This is a genomic window from Eudoraea sp. (genome assembly GCF_049669105.1).
Lineage (GTDB): Bacteria > Bacteroidota > Bacteroidia > Flavobacteriales > Flavobacteriaceae > Eudoraea.
Window position 1 is genome coordinate 51,486 of record NZ_JBATKE010000107.1, and the last position, 20,877, is coordinate 72,362.

Sequence of the window (20,877 nt, forward strand, 5' to 3'; positions counted from 1 at the left end):
AAGTAAGTAATATCCTACTAAAATAGAATATTTTAGGAAATCAGATGCATTAAATAAAAAAAAAGAAAAAGCCCGCAGCAAAATAAACAGGGGGCGCTAATCGATGAAAATCATGATAATTTAACGGTACTTGGCACTAAAACACTATAATCTCCTCCATTTCTAATTACATCTCTTACAATAGATGAGCTGATAAAGGATTTGCCGGAAGCGGTAAGCAAAAAAACTGTCTCAATGTCTGAAAGCTTTCTATTAGTATGAGCTATTGCCTTTTCAAACTCAAAATCTGCCGGGTTTCGCAGACCGCGAAGAATATATGCTGCATTTACTTTCTTACAAAAATCTATTGTCAGGCCTTCATAGGTCATAATTTTGATCTTTGGTTCGTCTTTAAAAGCTTCTGAAATAAAGGACATCCGTTCTTCCAGAGAGAACATATATTTTTTTTCAGCATTTATTCCAATAGCTATTATTAGTTCATCGAATAGGCATATTCCCCTTTCAATAATATCAGAATGACCCAGGGTAATCGGGTCAAAAGAACCTGGAAAAATAGCACGCTTCATTAGGTTTCTTGGTTTACATGTTAAATGTACTCAATTTACTTCAATGCTTCATTTATGGCGTTTTCAAAAAGTTCCGGTAAACTTATACCTGCTATTTGAGCCTGTTGAGGTAAGATACTCTCTTCTGTTAAGCCGGGAGTTGTATTCATCTCTAACATGTAAGGCTCGTTGCCAATAAAAATAAATTCGCTTCTGGAAAAACCTTTCATTTTTAAAACTTCATACGCTTTTTTGGCCTGATATCTTATATTTTCTTCCTGAGTTTTTGTTAAACGGGCAGGGGTGATTTCCTCTGATTTTCCTTCGTATTTTGCTTCATAATCAAAAAAATCATTATCTGTTATAATTTCAGTCAAAGGCAAAACCATAGTTTTACCTTTAAAGGTTAAGACCCCAACAGATACTTCAGTACCGTTGAGAAAAGATTCAATAATAATCTCATCATCCTCAAGAAATGCCTTGTCAATTGCTGCTGGTAAATCTTCTTTCTTATATACTTTGGAGATTCCAAAACTGCTTCCTGCTTTATTTGCCTTTACAAAACAGGGAAGGCCAACTTTCTCTACAATGGCGAAATGATCAATAGCGTCACCCAAATTCAGATAATAAGAAGTTGCTGCTTTAATACCATAAGGTTTAAGTGTACTTAGTAAATCTCTTTTATTAAATGTCAGGGCTGCCTGATAATGACTACATGAAGTTTGAGGAATTCCTAAAAGGGCGAAATAGGCCTGCATTAATCCATCTTCGCCAGGAGTACCATGAATTGCGTTAAATACGCAATCAAAAAGGACAAGTTGATTCTGAATTTTCACAGAAAAATCATGCCTGTTTACGATTGTTTCATCTTCGTTTTCATCCAGGCAAACCCATTTTTCTTTGGAAATTAAGATACGATAGGCATTAAATTTCTGCTTGTCTAAATATTTAAAAACCACATTACCACTCTTAATTGAGATCTTATACTCACTGGAATAGCCCCCCATAATAATGGCAATATTCTTTTTCATTTAATGTTTTATATATAAACTCTTAAGCTGTTTAGACAAATATCACGATTTTAACGTAAATAAAAAATGATAGGGTTTCCTATATTTGTATCACATATAAAAAAAGCAATGAAGAATTTTTGGAATTTTCTTAGAAGTAAAGTTTTTCTGTTCAATATAGGGCTTGCTTTTATTGTAATAGTTGTTTTATGCGTATTTGCCCTGCAATGGTTAAAAAAATCAACTAACCATGGAGAATTTGTTGAGGTTCCGGATTTATCAAAGTTATCTGTAATGGAAATGAGAGATATAATTGAGGATGCCAATTTACGATATGAAGTATTGGATTCAGCCAATTTTAATCCCGAATATCCCAGGTTTTCTATAATTGAACAGGATCCCCCTGCAGGGAATAAGGTAAAAGAAAATAGAAAAATATATATTACTGTTAATCCTTCCGGTTATAAAAAAGTAACGGTACCAAATATTATTCAGGTTACTCAGCGTAATGCAGGGTCAATGCTCCGGGCTGTTGGATTAGATGTTGAGCGTGTCACTTATATTGATGAGTTGGGAAAGGATATGGTATACTATATTAGATTTAAGGGTAAGACTATCAATCCTGGTGACAAAATACAAAAAACTTCAAAAATTGAACTGGTCTGCGGAAACGGAACAATAACTGGCCAGGCGAAAGTCAAAGCCGATTCGGAATAGGAAATGGCACTTAACAATACTTCAGATCCTGAAGAGGATGATCTTTATGAGCATTATAATTTTGTTGCTTCCAAAGGGCAGGAACCCTTACGGGTAGATAAGTTTTTAATGAATTTTATAGAAAATGCAACTCGGAATAAAATTCAATTAGCTGCAAAGGAAGGCCATATATGGGTTAATGAATCTGTTGTAAAACAAAATTACAAAGTAAAAGCAGGGGATGAGGTTAAAGTGTTTTTTGAACACCCGCCTTATGAGTTTTTGTTAACTCCCGAAGATATCCCTTTGAATATTGTCTATGAAGATGAATGTCTTCTGGTTGTAAACAAACCTGCCGGAATGGTAGTGCATCCGGGGCATGGTAATTATTCCGGCACCTTAATTAATGCCTTATTACATCACATAAAAAGCTTACCTGTAAATTCTGACGAAAGGCCGGGTCTGGTTCATCGTATCGATAAAGATACTTCCGGATTATTGGTAATTGCCAAAACAGATATGGCCATGACTCATTTGGCAAAACAATTTTTTGATAAAACCAGCGAGAGAGAATATATCGCACTGGTTTGGGGGAATATAGAAGCAGACGAAGGCACCATCAAAGGACATATTGACCGTAATCCAAAAAACCGACTTCAAATGCAAGTTTTTCCTGAGGGTGATAAAGGAAAAGATGCAATTACACATTTTAAAGTTTTAGAACGTTTGGGATATGTAACTCTGGTTTCATGTAAACTGGAGACCGGAAGGACACACCAGATTCGGGTACACATGAAATATATAGGGCATACTATTTTTAATGATGAACGCTATGGGGGGAATAAAATATTAAAGGGAACTACCTTTACCAAATACAAACAGTTTGTAGAAAATGCTTTTAAAATCCTGCCAAGACAGGCTTTGCATGCCAAGACCCTTGGATTTGTACATCCGGTAAGTGGAAAAATGATGCGCTTTGATAGTGAATTGCCTGATGACATGGCCAATTGCATTGAGAAGTGGAGGCATTATTCGCGGCATTCTCAATAGCAATAAATTTCGTTGATAGGGGTATTGATAAGTCCTTTCATACTTTTTAAGGAATTCCCAAAAATCCTCTTTACTTTTATCTTAAAATTTTGAAATATGAAGATTGTGCTTTCTCCTGCCAAGTCGCTAGATTTTGAACGTCCAATACCCACGGTAAAATATACACAACCAGCGTTTCTGGAGCAGTCGGAAAAATTAATAAAGGTATTGGCCAAGAAAAACCCCAAGTCCCTTTCCAAATTAATGAGTATTTCAAATGACCTGGCTGAATTAAACTGGGAACGCAACCAAAAGTTTTCGCTGCCTTTCACCCCGGAAAATGCCCGCCCTGCCATATATGCTTTCAATGGTGATGTTTATCAGGGATTAGATGCATACAGTATTTCTGAGAATAACTTAGAAAAGTTGCAGGACACACTTCGAATCCTTTCGGGTTTATATGGCGTTTTAAAACCTCTTGACCTTATTCAGCCCTATCGTTTAGAGATGGGAACACAATTAAAAATTGGTCGAAAAAAGAATCTTTATGACTTTTGGAAACAGAGTGTGACTGACTTTTTAAACGATGAATTGGAAGATGGAGAGCTTTTTATTAATCTCGCCAGTAATGAGTATTTTGGCGCTGTGGATGAAAAAAAATTAAAAACCAATGTAATAACTCCTGTATTCAAGGATTGGAAAAACGATAAGCTCAAAGTAATTAGTTTCTTCGCTAAAAAAGCCCGGGGTTCCATGGTACGTTATATACTGGACACGGATGCAAAAACTCTTGAAGACATAAAGGGATTTAATCTGGACGAATATATCTACAGTAAAGAACACACTTTAAAAGAAAACCAACCTGTTTTTATTCGATAGAATATTTTTCTGAAGCAAACGTTTATAATATGAAGTTTTATCGATAAACAACTTGCAATGAAAAATTTTGGTTTTGTATTACTCGCCTTTTTAGTGTTTACATTTAGCTGCACTGACAGGGATGATAATGTAGATACTGTTAATATCCGCATCAAGAATGATAGTAATATCAATTTTGATGAGGTACAGGTAGGCACTAATGAGGAAATATATACAAATGTAGCCCCCGGCGATTATTCAAATTATTTGGTATATGAGTTGGCTTATCAATACGCCTTTGTTGAAATCAAATCCGGAGAGGACATCTATGTCCTACAGCCAATTGATTTTGTTGGTGAAACGGAACTTCCCATTGGGTTTTATACCTATAAATTAAGTATAAATGAAGAAGGAGAAGTTGGTCTGCAGTTTGTTGTTGACTAGGTTTTGCCTTTAGTCTTTTTTTTCTTTACAACCACGACTTTTGCCTTTGACTTTTTCGGTCTTCGGGCTCCGTATGATTTATTGGAAATTTTTCCTCTTTTGGTTTTTATATCCCCTTTACCCATAAGTATTATATATTTCACTTAAAGTACAAAAATTAGCACTATAAAACAATCTACCGTTTTCCCTTTTTGCAAAATACTATCTTTATAACTTTGGAAGATTATATAGAAATCAGCGATAATTAAAATTCAAATTGTTTTTACATACCCATCCTTATCAACCTTTTTTATTTGATGATGCCACAAAACTCATAGTGGGGACCCTGCCACCTCCTAGATTTACGACTGGCGATTTGAGGGAAGGAGATGTCGATTTTTGTTATGGGAGCAGGGATGGTCAGTTATGGCCTATTTTGAATCAAATTTTTGGATTGAATTTAAAATACGAAACGACCAGTGAGGCCGTAAAACAACGTAAGGATTTTTTAACTGAACAAAAAATAGGAATCTGCGATATTGTTCAAAGTGCAGAACGAACAAAAGTAGATGCCTCCGACTTGGGTATGAAGAATGTTACCCTTAGGAACCTTATTGCCCATTTACATAAATACAACAAGGTAGAATGGTTATTGTTTACCGGAGGAAATAGCAAAAATGGACCGGAATATTTCTTTAGAAAGCATATCAAGGCACATGGTTTGAGATTGGAGCCAATTTCTGAAGAGATTCCGCGGGTACATAAGTTTACACTTCCTGGGAATTTAAAAAGAACCATCAGAACGGTATCCTTAACAGCTCCTTCCGGTTCTGCCAATAGAGCTGTTGGTAGTTTTGTTTCATATAAAAAGATAAAGGCGTTGAATCCTGAGTATACAACATTGCATTACAGAGTAGATCAATACCGTACTTTTTTTAAACAGTAAAATCTAGTCGGGCAGATAAATTGAATAATCTAAGATATCTGGGAAATAAAATTACTCTTATAAAGCTATGATATAAAGCTGGTACGATAGTTTTTCAAATCGTGATTTGAATTGAGAGATATGTTGGTTTTTTTATAAAGACAAATTATTTTGTGATTTGCCACTTTTCCATTTTAAAGATTATATTATAATGCGGATATTTAGAGACTTAAACCAATACTTAGGTACGACAATAAAAAAGATTCAATTGAATAGTTAAGAAAATTTATGCATAAGACGGAAAGATTAGAGGAATTTAAAAAATTGGTTAAAAATAAGTTCTACGTTTATAACAGCTTGTTTTTAAATTTGCCTTATCAGGGTATCGAAAATGTGGGGATGCTCATTCCCCTTTTGTTTGATCAATGTGAAAAAGGACTGAAATCTGGCAAAAACCCACAACAAATTCTGGATTTATTTTTCCAGAACTACGCGAATATAGATACCGAGCAGGAAAGAATTGATTTTATGTTCAGTGTCATTCAATATGTTGAACGACAAGTGGTATTGTATGATAGCGTGGAAGATGCCGCATTTCCGAAATTACATGAACATTCAAGCTCTTTATCCATAAAAGATTACTTTCAGTTAGTAGATAAAAATAAAAGCTGGGAAAAGATTGCCAAGAAATTATCAACCTTTAGTGCGCGTATTGTTTTAACGGCTCATCCGACTCAGTTCTATACTCCGGCTGTACTTGATATCATTGAAGAATTAAAATCGCTAATTCTTGAAGATAAGATTAATGATATTGATGTTGTTCTTCAACAGTTGGGGCTCACTTCTTTGATAAATACAAAGAAACCTACACCATTAGATGAAGCAAAAAACATTATTTACATTCTTAGAAATGTATACTATGCTGCTGTCGGGGATTTATTCACATATATTAAAAGCAATATAGAGAATGATGATTTTGACAATTACAATATTATTAAACTCGGATTTTGGCCTGGTGGTGACAGAGACGGGAATCCATTTGTAACGGCAGATATTACCAAGGATGTGGCAGATGAACTCCGTATTAATCTAATGAAATGTTACTATAATGACCTCAAAATTCTTCGTAAGAAACTCACTTTTAAAGACCTTCGCCCTGACCTGAATACTTTAAGGGACAGGCTTTATGTAGCTATGTTTGACCCCAATAGAGTAGTAAGCTATGATGATATTATTGGGCCATTAGTTACGGTAAGAGAAATTTTGATAGACAAGTACAATTCGCTTTACCTAAAACAATTGGATGATCTTATTGACAAGGTAAAAATTTTCAAGACACATTTTGCGACTCTGGATATTCGTCAGGACCACAGTAAACACAAACAGGTAATTGAAACAGTGCTTAAGACTAATGGTTATATTAATGAAAGCCTTGATGAACTTGCTGAAGATAAATTAACGCACATACTTCTCAATGAAAATTTGAAATTGGACCCTAAGGATTTCAATGATGAAATTGTAAAAGATACTATTGTAAATATCTCGCACTTAAAGGATATTCAGAATAAAAATGGTGAAGAAGGTTGCAACCGATATATTATAAGTAACTCAGAGGATATTTATTCTGTTCTTTTTGTTTACGGGCTATTCAGGTGGTGCGGTTGGGAGAAGGATAAAATTACTTTTGATATCGTTCCGCTTTTTGAGACAATGAACGGAATGGATACTGCCGAAGCCACCATGCAATACTTATTTAATTTGCCCGACTACCGCTCGCATCTCGAACAACGTGGCAGAAGGCAGACCATGATGCTCGGATTCTCGGATGGAACAAAAGATGGCGGTTATTTAAAAGCCAATTGGTCTATTTTAAAAACCAAGGAAGTTTTGTCAAAAGTCTGTTCAAAGAATGGAATTGATGCAATATTTTTTGACGGCAGGGGCGGACCACCGGCCCGGGGGGGAGGAAAAACACATCGCTTTTATGCCGCACAAACTAAGGATATAGCCAATAATGAAATACAATTAACCATACAGGGACAGACCATAACAAGTACGTATGGTACTAAGGAGCAGTTCATGCATAATTCAGAACAGTTATTAACGGCAGGATTATCAAATAACCTATTTGGAAAAGAAAATGTGATCTCCAGGGAATCACGAAAGTTGATGGAAGAACTTTCTGATCTTAGTTTTGAGAAATACGATGCCCTTAAGCAACATGAAATGTTTATTTCATATCTCGAAAACAGGAGTACCCTAAAGTATTATACCAAGGCTAATATTGGCAGCAGACCCGGAAAGAGGGGTCAAAAGGCAAAATTGGAACTTACAGATTTAAGGGCAATATCTTTTGTGGGTTCATGGAGCCAACTTAAACAAAATGTACCCGGGTATTTTGGTATAGGTACGGCAATTAAAAAACTGAAAGATGCGGGTAAACTCAGAGAATTAAAAAAGTTATTCAAAGAGGTGCCCTTTTTTGAAACTTTAATGCTTAACAGTATGATGTCTTTGTCTAAGTGTTATTTTGAGCTCACCAGTTATATGAAGGACGATAAGGAATATGGGGATTTCTGGAATATCCTGCACGATGAATATCTGTTGTCAAAACAGATGTTATTGCTAATAAGCAATTCGGATATACTTATGGAAAACGAAGCTGTTTCAAGAGAATCAATTAAGATCAGAGAAAATATTGTCCTGCCGTTATTGGTAATTCAGCAATATGCCCTGCATCAAATCAGCGAGAATTCGGATTATAAAGCGCTTTATGAAAAAATAGTTACCCGTTCATTGTACGGAAATATTAATGCAAGTAGAAATTCTGCATAGCCATTGTTTGGAACTGCTTTTTAATAAAAGTTAGAGCACTATGAAGATTATTAGCTTGTAGAGACTGTTAATCTTTTATTCCATTTTATTGCTCATAATTCCGTAAAACACCTGAATACCATAAGCAATCTGACCAATTTTTAAATTTTCGTTAGGGCTGTGTTGATTGTTATCCGGATTCACAAGAGGAACAAGAAAAGCTGGAATCTTAAGTTCGTTAATAAAAGGCGCAATTGGAACCGTACCTCCCATGATCCTTATTTGTACTACATCCTCTGAGAATGTATTTTTAAAGGTATCCACCAGGAAATTACCATAAGGATTGTCCAAATCCGTTCTGAATGCATCTGTGACTGTGCCCTCTGTAATAGTGATGATTTTCTCGTGCTTCATTCTTTGGCTCTTATCCGGGACTTCAGTCATAACATAATACCCTTGATTTTCGACATGTTTCTTTACCAGACTTTTCAAACGATCTCCATCAGATTCTGGTACAAGGCGAATGTCTATTTCAGCAGTAGCACTTTCAGGTACTATGGTTCGGGCTTTTTCACCAACCCATCCTGAAGATAACCCCCGAATATTTAATGAAGGATATTGCATGGCTTCCTGATAAAATGCGCCTACCTTTTCAGCTTGTTTGATGGCAAGATGGGTGTTTATAGTTTTAGCATCATCCGGTACACTTTGGAGTATATTCATTGTCGATTCATCAATTTCAATACCATCATAGTAACCTTCAATTAATACTCTTCCATCGGTATCTTTCATACTGGCCAATACCTGGGCCAATTGGAACCCGGGATTTGGGGCATAATTACCATAATGACCACTGTGTTGCGGCATTATTGGACCGTAGGTAGTTAGCGTTAATGTTGTTATGCCTCTGGTGCCATATGCAATTGTTGGTTTACCCGAAGAATGGACAGGACCATCTGAAATGATCAGAAAATCTGCTTGTAACAGGTCACTATATTCTTTTACGGCCTTTGGCAAGGGTGCACTACTTTTTTCTTCTTCTCCGTCTAATATTACTTTTACATTAAATGGAATTTGCACGTTGTTTTTTTTCAATAGATCAATGGTATTTAAGAACATAACAATTGGTCCCTTGTCATCTGATGTTGAACGGCCAAATAGGCGCCAATCATAATTCACATCCTCCTTTAAATCATCAAACGAAAGTGTTTTCCAAACATCATTATCCTTTGTTTTAAGCTCTACTTTATAAGGATCTGACTGATCCCACTTGGAAGGTTCCACGGACTGCCCATCGAAATGCATGTAAAAAAGTATTGTCGGCTTGTCATCTTCCATGGGGAGGGCCGCAAAAAAAAGCGACTCCCCTTCTGTAGGAAGTACGGATGAATTAAAACCCCTTTCATTGAATTTTTTGGTGAGCCATGAAAGGTTTCTGTTGATATCTGAATGATCCAAGGCATCGTTCGGGATTGCCACGAATTCTCGTAGTTCATCTATGGTATGGCGGACTTGCGCTTTTAGTTCAAGGTCTTGTGCATTGTTAATCCATAAGATAAGAAGAGAAAAACAGGTCAATAAATTTTTCATATGGTAGTGTAAATTGATTATGATTTAAAATTAGGTAATTCTATGGGTTGATCAAATGCTTTAATCTTAAAACAAGTAATCGAATTAAAAGAACAAAAGGAAATCCATGAAAAAAGAGATCAAACCAATCCATGGGTTTCATACCAATACTTCCTCCGAAAACCCATTTTAATTTACCCCATAAATGAGGCTCAGGGAAAAAAGGAGCCATTCCAAGGGTTAAACATAATAAGAATACAATTTTCCAATTATTAATTACATTCATGGATATGGGTTAAGATGTTTAATAAATTCTGAAATCCCAGCCGTACCTTGCTGTGATAACATTTTAATAAATGCAGAACCAATGATAGCACCCTTGGCTGTCTTAGTAGCTTGCTCAAATGTACGGGCATTACTTATGCCAAAACCAACAATTTGCGGGTTTTTAAGATTCATTGCTGCAATTCGCTCAAAGTAAGCTTCCTGTTCTTCTCCTAATCCCTGCTTAGCCCCGGTGGTACTGGCAGAACTTACCATGTAAATAAATCCCTCTGAAGCGTCGTCTATTTGTGAAATTCGTGATTCACTGGTTTGCGGAGTAATTAGAAAAATGTTGATTAAGTTATATTTTTTAAAAATAGTCTCATATTCTTCCTTGTATACGTCCAGAGGTAAATCTGGAAGGATAAGACCATCAATACCTATTTCCTGGCATTTTTTGCAGAAGTTCTCTACCCCGTACTGTAAAACAGGATTAAAATACCCCATAATGATCAGGGGAATCGAAACGGTTTTTCTTATATCTTTTAATTGATTAAACAGCAGATCTGTTCCCATGCCATTCTTTAAAGCTATTGTGGAACTTTTCTGAATAGTAGGCCCGTCTGCCAGAGGATCACTGAAAGGAAGGCCTATTTCTATCATATCAACACCGTTTTTTTCCAAATCCTGAATAATAGAAACCGTATCATTCAGATTCGGAAAACCGGCAGAGAAGTATATGGAAAGTAATTTTTTGTCTTCACTCAGCTTTTTTTGTATTCTGTTCTTCATTTTATAGAAACCAATTATAATTTGAAATAATCTATATAGGTCTGTAAATCTTTATCACCTCTTCCAGAAAGATTGATAACAACAATATCGTCTTTTTGAAACTTTCTGTGGTCAAATATGGCGAAAGCATGTGATGTCTCTATTGCTGGTATAATGCCTTCTAATTGAGATACCATTAAACCTGCTGCCATTGCCTCATCATCGGTAATTGAAATAAATTCACCCCTCCCGGAGGTGTACAGATGTGCATGCATAGGACCTACGCCCGGATAATCCAGGCCGGCGGAAATAGAATATGGTTCAGTGATCTGACCGTCTTGAGTTTGCATAAGCAGTGTTTTGCTACCGTGAATAATACCAACCTTTCCCAGAGCAGAAGTTGCTGCACTTTCTCCGGAATGAATGCCCTTTCCGGCGGCCTCGACAGCAATGATACCAACATCTTCATTATCCAGATAATGGTAATAGGCACCAGCGGCATTACTTCCACCACCCACACAAGCCACAATAAAATCAGGGTCCGGAGTGCCTTCTTTTTCCAGCAACTGAGACTGTATTTCCTCTGAAATTACTGATTGAAATCTGGCCACCATATCGGGATAGGGGTGCGGACCAACAACTGAACCTATAATATAATGGGTGTTTACCGGATTATTAATCCAGTCGCGTATTGCCTCATTCGTAGCATCCTTGAGCGTTCTGCTACCCGATAGGGCCGGCCTTACTTCTGCTCCCAGCATTTTCATTCTAGCCACATTAGGTGCTTGACGTGCAATATCTATTTCACCCATATAAACCACACACTCAATTCCCATGAGTGCGCAAACTGTAGCGGTAGCCACCCCATGCTGTCCGGCACCTGTTTCTGCGATGATTCGTGTCTTGCCTAACCTTTTGGCCATTAAAATTTGCCCAATGGTATTATTGACTTTATGGGCACCGGTATGACATAAATCTTCCCTTTTCAGATAAATTTTTGTTTTATACTTATCCGAAAGGCGTTGGGCAAAATATAGAGGTGTGGGCCTTCCTACATAATCTTTTAATAGTCTATGGAATTCTTCAATAAAAGATGGTTCCCCCATAATCTGAAGATAGTTTTGTCTAAGTTCTTCAGTATTAGGGTATAGCATTTCTGGAATAAATGCCCCACCAAACTGTCCGTAATAGCCTTTGTCATCAGCATGATAAGTCATATTCATATTTTTTTATGAGTTGGTTTCAAACAACCGGTTCTTAAATTCTTTTAATTTATCTATATCCTTTAGGCCCGGTGATATTTCAAATTTACTATTGACATCAATAGCATGGCAATATTTAGATTCTTCCGTTTGAAGAAATTCTAAAACATTATCAACTTCCTCGAGACCGATACCCCCGCTTAGGAAATAGGGTTTTTTTGATGGATACCCCTTTAGGACTTCCCAGTTAAATTGATATCCATTGCCACCGGGCAACTTACCCTTTGTGTCGAATAAAAAGAAATCGGATGATTTCTCATAAGGGCTAAGTTGTAGGAAATCAAAGCTGTCTTTTATGCTAAAAACCTTAAGAATATCGATCTTGCTATTTTGGCAGTCAAATTCCTCTTTTAGCTTAGCACAGAACTCGGGGGATTCATTTCCATGCAATTGTATGGCATTTAAAGCAAATGTATTGGTCCGATTTAAGATTTCATCAATATTGGCATCAACAAAAACTCCAACTTTTCTAGTTGTCTTATGCAATTTAGGTATGGACCCATCAAAAAAACGCATAGAAGGCTTCCAGAATATAAATCCGAGGTAATCTGGCTGCAATTCTGCAACCTCCTCAATATTATGTTTCATTCCACAGATCTTTAGTTTCATCTTGCCATTTGGTTTATAAATTCCCTGGCGCTCTCCCCGGGGTTCGATGTCTTCATAAAGTTTTCACCAACTAAGAAACCCTGGTAACCCAATTCTCTTAGCATTTTAATCGCCGAAACAGAGCTAATACCACTTTCTGATACTTTTACAAATTCATCGGGGATCTGTTGGGATAGAGAGGCACTGGTTTCTAAGCTTACTTCAAAGGTTTTTAAGTTGCGATTATTTACTCCTAACATATCTAAACTAGGCATCATTGATTTAACTAACTCTTCTTCATTATGAACTTCCAGTAAAACATCCAAACCTAAACTTTTTGCTAATTCTGATAAAACCTTTATTTGTTTTCTTGTCAAAATAGCGGCAATAAGTAAAATTGTATCAGCCCCATGTGCCCGGGCTTCTACGATTTGGTATTCATCTATGATAAATTCCTTTCTTAACAGTGGAAAATCAACGGCAGCTCTGGCTATTATTAAATCCTCAAGAGACCCTCCAAAATATTTGGCATCTGTTAAAACAGACATACCACAAGCCCCTGCATTCATGTATCCCTTGGCGATATCCTGTACACTTGAATTTTGATTGATCACTGATTTAGAAGGGGATCTTCTTTTGTGCTCTGCAATAATCCCTGTTTTACTATTCCGCAATACATTGGCCAAGGACACGGGTTCCCTTTGGAAGAGTAATGACGTTTCTAATTGCATAAGAGGGATTACAGTTTTTTTAAGGTGCAATTCCCTTTTCTTATCAACTACTATTTTATCCAATATATCCATCATGCACTTAATTGCTGTAATTTTCTTAAGGCATTCAGGCCATTTCCGTTAAGGAGGGCTTCTTTTGCTTTTTCAAAACCTTGTTTTGGACTAATATCCAAAACTGTGCCGATAGCTACCCCGGCATTTGCACAGACTACATTGTTTTGCGCTTCCGTGCCTCTGCCCTGTAATATGTTCATAAATATTTGGGCAGATTTGTCAATACTTTCACCTCCCTTTATTTCGTTTTCCTTTACAACGGCCACTCCAAAATCTGAAGGATTTAAAATAGCCTCCGTATTATTTGAAATAGTTTTGGTACTTCCCGTCAATGAAATCTCATCATATCCGTCAAGAGCATGGAGAACTGTGTATTTTTTATCCGTATTCTGATAGAGATACCCATACATTCGAGCTAATTCTAAATTAAAAACCCCAACTATTTGATTTTTAGGGAAGGCAGGATTTACCATTGGCCCAAGCATATTAAAAAAAGTCTTGACAGCAAGTTCACGTCTTATAGGTGCTACATTTTTCATGGCGGGATGAAATAGGGGGGCATGCAGTACACAGATCCCGGCTTCGTCTATTGATTTTCTAAGAAAGTCAGGATCACTACTGAATTTTACACCTAAAAATTCCATAACATTACTGCTCCCACAGGTAGAAGAAACCCCATAATTACCATGTTTGGTTACCTTAATGCCAGCTCCTGCTGTAACAAAGGAAGCCAGAGTTGAAATATTAAAGGTATCCTTGCCATCTCCTCCTGTTCCGCAAAGATCAATTGGATTGTATTCGGATAGATCAATGGCCAGGCATAGTTCTAATAGCGCATCTCGAAATCCCTCTAATTCTTCAATCGTAATACTACGCATCATATACACTGTAAGAAATGCAGCGATTTGGCTATTGTTATAAGTTCCTTTGGCAATATTAACCAATACCTGCTTTGCATCTTCCTTGGAGAGGATGTCATGATTGATCAATTTATTTAGAATCGTTTTCATTTGTTTTAAGTTTAATAAAGAATCACCAACGGTTTAATTATTCCCTGAGCCAATTTTTAAGAATTTGCTTGCCCTGAGGCGTGAGAACAGATTCTGGATGAAACTGAACAGCACATACATCATATGTTTTGTGCCTTATTGACATCAGCTGCCCATTCTCATCAAAAGAAGTAGCTTCGAGAACATCCGGAAGTTGAGGATCTACAACCCACGAATGATATCTGCCCACTACAATTTCTCTAGGTAAGCCTTCAAATAAGGGCTCCCCATTTTCAAGGATTATTTTTGTGGCGACCCCATGATAAACTTCCTCTAAATTTATCAACTTACCACCAAAAACTTCTCCTATAGCCTGCTGGCCTAAACAAACCCCCAATATACTTTTAGTTGGGGCATATTTAGCAATTATTTCTTTAAGAAGTCCGGCTTCATCAGGGATTCCAGGACCGGGGGAAAGCACTATTTTCTCAAAATCATCAACTTCTTCCAATTTTAGCTGGTCATTACGTTTAACAACTACTTCGCAACCCAAATCCTCCAAATAATGCACCAGGTTATAAGTAAAGCTATCGTAATTATCTATTACCAGTATTTTGTTCATGGCTTATTTATTGTGCTTGTTAGATAGTTTCTGCAATTTCCAGAGCTTTGTTAAGAGCTCCTAATTTATTGTAAGTTTCCTGTAGCTCTTTTTCCGGTTCAGAGACCGCTACTAAACCTGCTCCTGCCTGGTAATGAAGTTGGTGATTCTTGCTTAAGAAAGTCCGGATCATAATGGCATGATTAAAATCTCCGTCAAAATCCATAAATCCGATTGCCCCGCCGTAGTAATCTCTGTTGGTGGTCTCATACTTTTCAATGAGCTGCATAGCCCTATGTTTGGGTGCCCCGCTCAGGGTACCTGCCGGAAAAGTGTCTGCTACAACTTTCATAGTCGGTGTTTCTTTTTTTTTCTGCCCTGTAACTTTGGAAACAAGATGAATGACATGAGAAAAGAATTGAACTTCCCTATAGTTTTCAACATTTACCAAATTCCCATGCCGGCTTAGGTCGTTACGCGCGAGGTCTACAAGCATAACATGCTCACTATTTTCCTTTGCATCTTCTGTTAGTTTTTTAGCTAATAAGGCATCTTCTTCATCATTACCGGTTCTTTTAAAAGTTCCCGCAATTGGATGTATTTCAGCCTTTCCGCTTTTAACAATCAATTGTGCTTCCGGTGAACTGCCAAAGATTTTGAAGTCTCCGTAATCAAAATAAAATAGATATGGAGAAGGATTAATAGAACGAAGGGCCCGGTAAACATTGAATTCATCTCCTTTAAAGCCTTGTGAAAACCTTCGGGAAAGAACTAATTGAAAAACGTCACCTCTTTTACAATGCTTTTTAGCCAGAGATACTTGTTGTTTATATTCTTCATCATTTAAGTTTGATGAGGCATTACCCTCCCTTCTGAAATTATAAGATGCGAAATTTCTGATATTTAGAACTTGTTCAATTTCAGAAATATTGTTATCAGAGTCATAGCAATGTGCAAATAAGTATGCCTCATTCTTAAAATGATTTATGGCTATTATATTTTGGTAAACAGCGTAATAAATATCAGGAATATCCAGGGCACCTTCTTTTTTTGTGATAGAGATATCTTCAAAGTACCTAACTGCATCATACGACATATAGCCAAACAATCCATTATTTATGAATTTAAAACTATTAGATTCGGTCTTAAACTTTTGGCTGAAGTCATGTATAATTTCCACAACATCAGTTTCGCTGTTTATTGTGATCTCACTAGTGGATTTGTCCGGAAATAGCTGAGTAATTTGCTCATCCTTTACCGTGATAGAAGCTATAGGATTACAACAGATATATGAAAAGGTATTATCATTTGCTCTGTAATCACTACTCTCCAAAAGGATACTATTGGGAAACTTGTCACGAATTTTCAGATATACACTAACCGGTGTTATGGTATCTGCGAGTATCTTTTTATAATATGTTTTAAGTTCATATGCCATAATCTGCAAAAATTTAGATTTTGATACTAACTAATTCTGAAAAATCAAAAAGGCTTGTCGTGATAGACAAGCCTTTTCGTATAGTTATACTACAATGGTGCTTAGCTCACGACGTTATACGCAAGTTATTCCACCACCAAGTATTTACTATTCTAAATTTCATTGAGTCAAATATAGAAAGGAATTTCATAATTACAAATCAATTTAAAGGAAATATAGATCCAAATTCCAATATTGCATTAAGTGATTATAATAACAGTACTGACCCCTAATACCTCAATTCTAATCGTTCAGATCTATATAAAATATCAGTTTGGCCCCAAGAACCACTTTTGTTACCATGTTCACTTTTAAAATCTAGTGTTGCTTCAAAAACCTCTTTACCCGTTTCATAGTCTACTTCAACTAGTTTAGCAGAGAGTTTAGTTCCTTGTTTTAGATAGCCGGAAGTAACCAGAATATTATTTGAATTGGCAAGATAATCTGCATCACTGACAATGGTAGAGAAAAATTTCGGCCCTCTTTCTTTGCCATATTGCCAAATCTGCTCTGTAGTTTTATCTTCTTCATTTATTTTATAAATCACTGCGCGGGAATAATGAACGTTATTTTCAAAATATCTAAAGGCACCGTTATCAAATACCAAAAGATTACCATCGGGCATTATAGATGGGGAATGCATTCCCCAGGGAAAGTCAAATTCTTCTGAACTTTCGTTCCCATCCTGAACAGCTCTGTCATATGGTTTTCCTTCAGAATCAACAGCGGTTAATAAATAAGGTTTTGTTTCGAAACCTTTTCCTTCTCTCCCGGATTTACCCCAGTTCCTTTTTGGTGCCATAATCCATTTTAGATTATCATCCCAAGAAATTTTTATCAATCCCTGGTTTTTTCCAGATACAATTATTGAATTATCGCTCGGATTATAAGCAAGGCCATTCATGTGGAGCCAATCACGAGGTCTAAAAAAGTTCAAATCATTTCTACTAACATCCAAATGTTTGGTTAAATCCCATTCTCTGACAATTTTAGATTTTTTTCTGTCAAATTCTATGATATGATCGCTGTCTGAGGCAACCATTTTATTCTCTAATTTTATAAAATTATTTCTTTTACCAACGCATATCAGCAAGTTACCATCAGGTAATTCCTGTACATCATGATGCATGCCGTAATTTGTACTTATATTGGTTTCTTTTAATGGTTTACCCAACATATCAAATTCATAAATAACATGCCTGCTAACCATTAAAATCGTTCCGTCCTTAAGTCGTTGAAACGGACTAACCATTTTACCGGCAAAACTTAAATCTAAATACCACCGCACTTGGCCTTGGTCGTCAAAAATTATAGGCCCGGAATTGAATTTTCCATTGTTGGCAAAATGAATATCACAAGCATGCATGCCTGGCTCCATTTCATTTCGATTTAACTTGTTTATGGTTATCCGGGGAAAATGGCTTGGGGTATTCCCTGTTTTTATCTTAATACTGTCTATTACTAGTCCACCATCGTAGTCTAAAGTAACAATGACATTATTTAAAGTATTAGGGTATAAACCTACTACCGGGACCTCTAAATTGGTGGCGTTAAGATTAAATGTTTGTTCCACCGGAATCTTACCCAGAACCTTAATGGTAACGTTGCAGGGTTTTTCCGTCTCAATTTTTAACTGAGCGGTTAACGGTGATATATTATAAGGATTTAAGGTCGATTTTATGGAGTAATTAAAACCGGAATCACAGCTACTCAAGAGAAGAAGTACAAAAACTAATAAGCCAGCTAAGCGAGATAATGCTTTTAACCCCATTTTATATTTTTATTCAAAAATAAAGTTTTAGAACTAATTCTACTGAAATTATTTTTTTAGTCTTTAACTGGCTCAATTATAGATTACACTACCTTCCTGAATCATTGGGGGTCCGGGAATCTCCCGAACTTAGATTAAAAAGACTATAAGTTATACCGCATTTAACCTTTGATGTTAGCAAAAAAAAAATCCTGAATATGATCATATTCAGGATTTTTTAAAGGATTAATATTTCTTAGAATTCAAGATCTACTACCAGATCAAATTCATCATAGATGGTTTTATCACCCAAGTCATCAAAGAAACTTCCTGAGCCATACTTAACATCGTACTGGGCTCTGTCTACTTTTAAAGTAGCTGTTGCCTTGCTTCCATAAACAGATACATCAAAAGTTACCGGTTTGGTAATCCCTTTAATAGTAAGGTCTCCCTGTACTTCGTAAGAATTTTTACCGGAAGCTTTAACTTTTGTAAAAACCAGGGTAGAATTTGGATGGTTTTCAACTCCAAAGAAATCATCAGACTTAAGGTGACCTTCTAATTTACCTTTATATTCCCCTTCAAGATCAGTTGATATCAAAGAAGTCATGTCTACTTCAAATTCTCCTCCCGTCAGTTTTCCTTCATCAAACATAAGGGCTCCTGATTTAAGGTTAACAGAACCTGTATGAGAGCCTGTAACTTTATAAGCTTTCCAGGTAACCTTGCTTTCACCAGCTTTAACTTCTTTCTTTTCTTCATTTAAAGGGGCGTTAGCAACCGCTGTTGCTCCAAAAACTATGGCTAATGCCAGACTTAATACATTTTTTTTCATGTTTTCTAAATTTACTTTGTTTTAATGATTGTTTTTAAATTAACGTGTTATATATGTGTGAATAATAATTCTTTTGATTGTCTAACTTTTTTATAATGCTGGGTATCATCTTCTTCAGACCTATAGCCTATTGCGGCTACAACGGAGGTGTTTAATCTTTTATCCTTTAAACCTAATAGTTCATTATAGGTTTCGGCTTCAAAACCTTCCATCGGGCAAGTATCAATTTTTAAATCTGCCGCCGCTGAAAGTAAGTTACCTAAGGCCAAATAAGTTTGCCTTGCCGTCCAGGTTTCTTTTATGTTATCGGGAAGATCTATTAATTTAGATTTCATAAAATCTCCATAAGGTTGTAAATTGTTTAGTTCAATGTCTCTTGTGTCACTAACATTAGTTAAATAGTTATCAATAAGATCAGTATCAAAACTGGTGTTGTTAGCAAAGACTATTAAATGGGATGCATCTGTGATTTGCGATTGACCCCATGAGGCTGCTTTTAATTTTTCCCTTAAATCCATATCCTTTATTATAAAGATATGATAGGGTTGGAGCCCATATGAAGAGGGACTTAAACGAATAGCTTCTAATAAAGTATTCAAGTCTTCTTCAGATATTTGTTTTTGGCTATCAAATTTTTTGGTTGCATATCGCCAATTGAGGCTTTCAAGGTAGTTGCTCATGTGTTTATTAAAATTTATTGAATAAATGATTTAATTGTTCAAGTTCTGAGTCGGAAAAATTGATTAAAATTTCTTTTTCTGTTTTTTCCAGCACAACGTCCATTTCAGATAGCGCTTTTAATCCTTCTTTAGTAATGGTAATCTCAACTTTGCGCCGGTTAGACATGCATACTATCCTGTCTACATAGCCCTTGTTCATTAATTTATCCACCAAACGCGTGGTATTACTCATTTTGCTTACCATTCTCTCGTTTAAAGTCGATAGATTGGCGGGTTTACTCTGCTGACCTCTCAGTATGCGCAGGACATTAAATTGTTGCGTCGAAATTCCAAAAGGTTTAAGGGCATGTGAGAAACTTTCAGATACCTTATTATGTATTAATATTAAATGAATAATAGTTCTGCTTCTTAAGGGGATTTTCTTATCGGTCTTTATTACAGCCTCTACATTCATGTACTTACAATATTTGTATATACAAATGTATATATTCATTAATTACCGTCAACATTTGTGCAGATAAAGTTTTGTTAAATTTATTTTGACTAAACAGACGGCTATTTAATTTTTAGCTGAAATAGAATAAAGTAAGATGGACATGATTTGTTTGTTCCGATGTTTAAGTATCCTCTCATTTATAGGTTGTTTGAAAAATGAGGATGATAGTACTACCATCTATATTAGTTTAGAAATTACGATTGATGATAACTTTTTCAATGCCGCTCGGGTAACCAAATATGTTCAAAATGCTGTATAAGCCCTAATAAAAGGGGAGGAAATACTCATAAAAATTACCCGGGCTATTGGTTGTTCTATAAAGTCGCGTTAGCAATAATTGTTTGTGAAAAGTGCAGGAGTTTGTACCTTTGTTAAGAAATAAAAATAAAATGGCAGATTTATTACAAGAGGAATGGGTAGATAGACTGGAGAAGGATGATAACGCTTTTATTCTAGATGTGAGAACCCCGGAAGAAGCAGATCAGGGACAGATTCCTGAGTCGACCACTC

General features: G+C 36.1%; 22 protein-coding genes. 6 read left to right on the forward strand and 16 right to left on the reverse strand.

Annotated features, from left to right (window positions below):
* Positions 1-110: 110 nt before the first annotated feature.
* Together coaD and WBM60_RS09250 are read right to left on the reverse strand one after the other, a co-directional pair.
* Positions 111-566 carry a pantetheine-phosphate adenylyltransferase gene (gene coaD / locus WBM60_RS09245; RefSeq protein ID WP_424259268.1) on the reverse strand — a complete coding sequence of 152 codons (456 nt, stop codon included), beginning with the start codon at positions 564-566 and terminating at the stop codon, positions 111-113.
* 35 nt (positions 567-601) lie between these two features.
* The gene (locus tag WBM60_RS09250) at positions 602-1,576 is read right to left on the reverse strand and encodes a D-alanine--D-alanine ligase (RefSeq protein WP_424259269.1); all 975 of its coding nucleotides are present in this window, start codon (positions 1,574-1,576) and stop codon (positions 602-604) included.
* 108 nt (positions 1,577-1,684) lie between these two features.
* On the opposite strand from WBM60_RS09250, the gene WBM60_RS09255 reads away from it, so the two are divergent.
* The 4 genes from WBM60_RS09255 to WBM60_RS09270 all read left to right on the forward strand — a co-directional run bounded on the left by WBM60_RS09255 (position 1,685) and on the right by WBM60_RS09270 (position 4,582).
* The gene (locus WBM60_RS09255) at positions 1,685-2,272 is read left to right on the forward strand and encodes a PASTA domain-containing protein (protein ID WP_424259270.1); all 588 of its coding nucleotides are present in this window, start codon (positions 1,685-1,687) and stop codon (positions 2,270-2,272) included.
* A gap of 3 nt (positions 2,273-2,275) precedes the next feature.
* Positions 2,276-3,301 (forward strand): RluA family pseudouridine synthase, encoded by a 1,026-nt coding sequence (locus WBM60_RS09260; protein ID WP_424259271.1) that lies wholly within the window; start codon positions 2,276-2,278, stop codon positions 3,299-3,301.
* A 96-nt stretch (positions 3,302-3,397) separates the two neighbouring features.
* Complete coding sequence (yaaA, locus tag WBM60_RS09265; RefSeq protein WP_424259272.1) at positions 3,398-4,159, forward strand: peroxide stress protein YaaA; 762 nt, start codon at positions 3,398-3,400, stop codon at positions 4,157-4,159.
* A 57-nt stretch (positions 4,160-4,216) separates the two neighbouring features.
* Positions 4,217-4,582, forward strand: coding sequence for a hypothetical protein (locus tag WBM60_RS09270; RefSeq protein ID WP_299164701.1), 366 nt, complete (start codon positions 4,217-4,219; stop codon positions 4,580-4,582).
* Here the strand turns inward: WBM60_RS09270 and WBM60_RS09275 are convergent.
* Positions 4,579-4,707 (reverse strand): 30S ribosomal protein THX, encoded by a 129-nt coding sequence (locus WBM60_RS09275; protein ID WP_299164771.1) that lies wholly within the window; start codon positions 4,705-4,707, stop codon positions 4,579-4,581. The genes WBM60_RS09270 and WBM60_RS09275 overlap by 4 nt on opposite strands.
* A gap of 131 nt (positions 4,708-4,838) precedes the next feature.
* Here WBM60_RS09275 and WBM60_RS09280 point away from each other — a divergent pair, with 131 nt between their 5' ends.
* A complete protein-coding gene (locus WBM60_RS09280; RefSeq protein WP_424259273.1) occupies positions 4,839-5,507 on the forward strand; it encodes a uracil-DNA glycosylase family protein in 669 nt (222 codons plus the stop codon).
* 267 nt (positions 5,508-5,774) lie between these two features.
* Complete coding sequence (locus WBM60_RS09285) at positions 5,775-8,321, forward strand: phosphoenolpyruvate carboxylase (RefSeq protein WP_424276756.1); 2,547 nt, start codon at positions 5,775-5,777, stop codon at positions 8,319-8,321.
* Between the two features lie 75 nt (positions 8,322-8,396).
* Here WBM60_RS09285 and WBM60_RS09290 read toward each other — a convergent pair whose 3' ends face one another.
* The 13 genes from WBM60_RS09290 to WBM60_RS09350 form a co-directional block, all read right to left on the reverse strand.
* Entirely contained in the window at positions 8,397-9,890 is a 1,494-nt protein-coding gene (locus tag WBM60_RS09290; RefSeq protein ID WP_424276755.1) for a M20/M25/M40 family metallo-hydrolase, read from the reverse strand.
* A 40-nt stretch (positions 9,891-9,930) separates the two neighbouring features.
* A complete protein-coding gene (locus WBM60_RS09295; protein ID WP_299164696.1) occupies positions 9,931-10,155 on the reverse strand; it encodes a hypothetical protein in 225 nt (74 codons plus the stop codon).
* Positions 10,152-10,925: a tryptophan synthase subunit alpha gene (trpA, locus tag WBM60_RS09300; protein ID WP_424263134.1), complete on the reverse strand. Its 774-nt coding sequence runs from the start codon at positions 10,923-10,925 to the stop codon at positions 10,152-10,154. The genes WBM60_RS09295 and trpA overlap by 4 nt, the downstream gene beginning before the upstream one ends.
* A 14-nt stretch (positions 10,926-10,939) precedes the next feature.
* Positions 10,940-12,121, reverse strand: a complete 1,182-nt coding sequence (trpB, locus tag WBM60_RS09305) for a tryptophan synthase subunit beta (RefSeq protein WP_424263138.1) — start codon at positions 12,119-12,121, stop codon at positions 10,940-10,942.
* Positions 12,122-12,133: 12 nt separating this feature from the next.
* Positions 12,134-12,775 carry a phosphoribosylanthranilate isomerase gene (locus WBM60_RS09310; protein WP_424282996.1) on the reverse strand — a complete coding sequence of 214 codons (642 nt, stop codon included), beginning with the start codon at positions 12,773-12,775 and terminating at the stop codon, positions 12,134-12,136.
* Complete coding sequence (gene trpC, locus WBM60_RS09315) at positions 12,772-13,557, reverse strand: indole-3-glycerol phosphate synthase TrpC (protein ID WP_424263136.1); 786 nt, start codon at positions 13,555-13,557, stop codon at positions 12,772-12,774. The genes WBM60_RS09310 and trpC overlap by 4 nt, the downstream gene beginning before the upstream one ends.
* Positions 13,557-14,549 carry an anthranilate phosphoribosyltransferase gene (trpD, locus tag WBM60_RS09320; protein ID WP_424263130.1) on the reverse strand — a complete coding sequence of 331 codons (993 nt, stop codon included), beginning with the start codon at positions 14,547-14,549 and terminating at the stop codon, positions 13,557-13,559. The genes trpC and trpD overlap by 1 nt, the downstream gene beginning before the upstream one ends.
* Positions 14,550-14,586: 37 nt before the next feature.
* Positions 14,587-15,150, reverse strand: a complete 564-nt coding sequence (locus WBM60_RS09325; protein ID WP_424263128.1) for an anthranilate synthase component II — start codon at positions 15,148-15,150, stop codon at positions 14,587-14,589.
* Positions 15,151-15,169: 19 nt separating this feature from the next.
* Positions 15,170-16,567 (reverse strand): anthranilate synthase component I family protein, encoded by a 1,398-nt coding sequence (locus tag WBM60_RS09330; RefSeq protein ID WP_424263126.1) that lies wholly within the window; start codon positions 16,565-16,567, stop codon positions 15,170-15,172.
* 268 nt (positions 16,568-16,835) lie between these two features.
* On the reverse strand, positions 16,836-18,377 hold the full coding sequence (locus tag WBM60_RS09335; RefSeq protein WP_424276754.1) for an aryl-sulfate sulfotransferase: 1,542 nt from the start codon (positions 18,375-18,377) through the stop codon (positions 16,836-16,838).
* A gap of 235 nt (positions 18,378-18,612) precedes the next feature.
* Complete coding sequence (locus tag WBM60_RS09340) at positions 18,613-19,191, reverse strand: YceI family protein (protein WP_424276753.1); 579 nt, start codon at positions 19,189-19,191, stop codon at positions 18,613-18,615.
* Between the two features lie 47 nt (positions 19,192-19,238).
* Positions 19,239-19,871 (reverse strand): NAD(P)H-dependent oxidoreductase, encoded by a 633-nt coding sequence (locus tag WBM60_RS09345; protein WP_424261517.1) that lies wholly within the window; start codon positions 19,869-19,871, stop codon positions 19,239-19,241.
* Positions 19,872-19,878: 7 nt separating this feature from the next.
* On the reverse strand, positions 19,879-20,325 hold the full coding sequence (locus WBM60_RS09350) for a MarR family winged helix-turn-helix transcriptional regulator (protein ID WP_424261515.1): 447 nt from the start codon (positions 20,323-20,325) through the stop codon (positions 19,879-19,881).
* Positions 20,326-20,877: the final 552 nt, after the last annotated feature.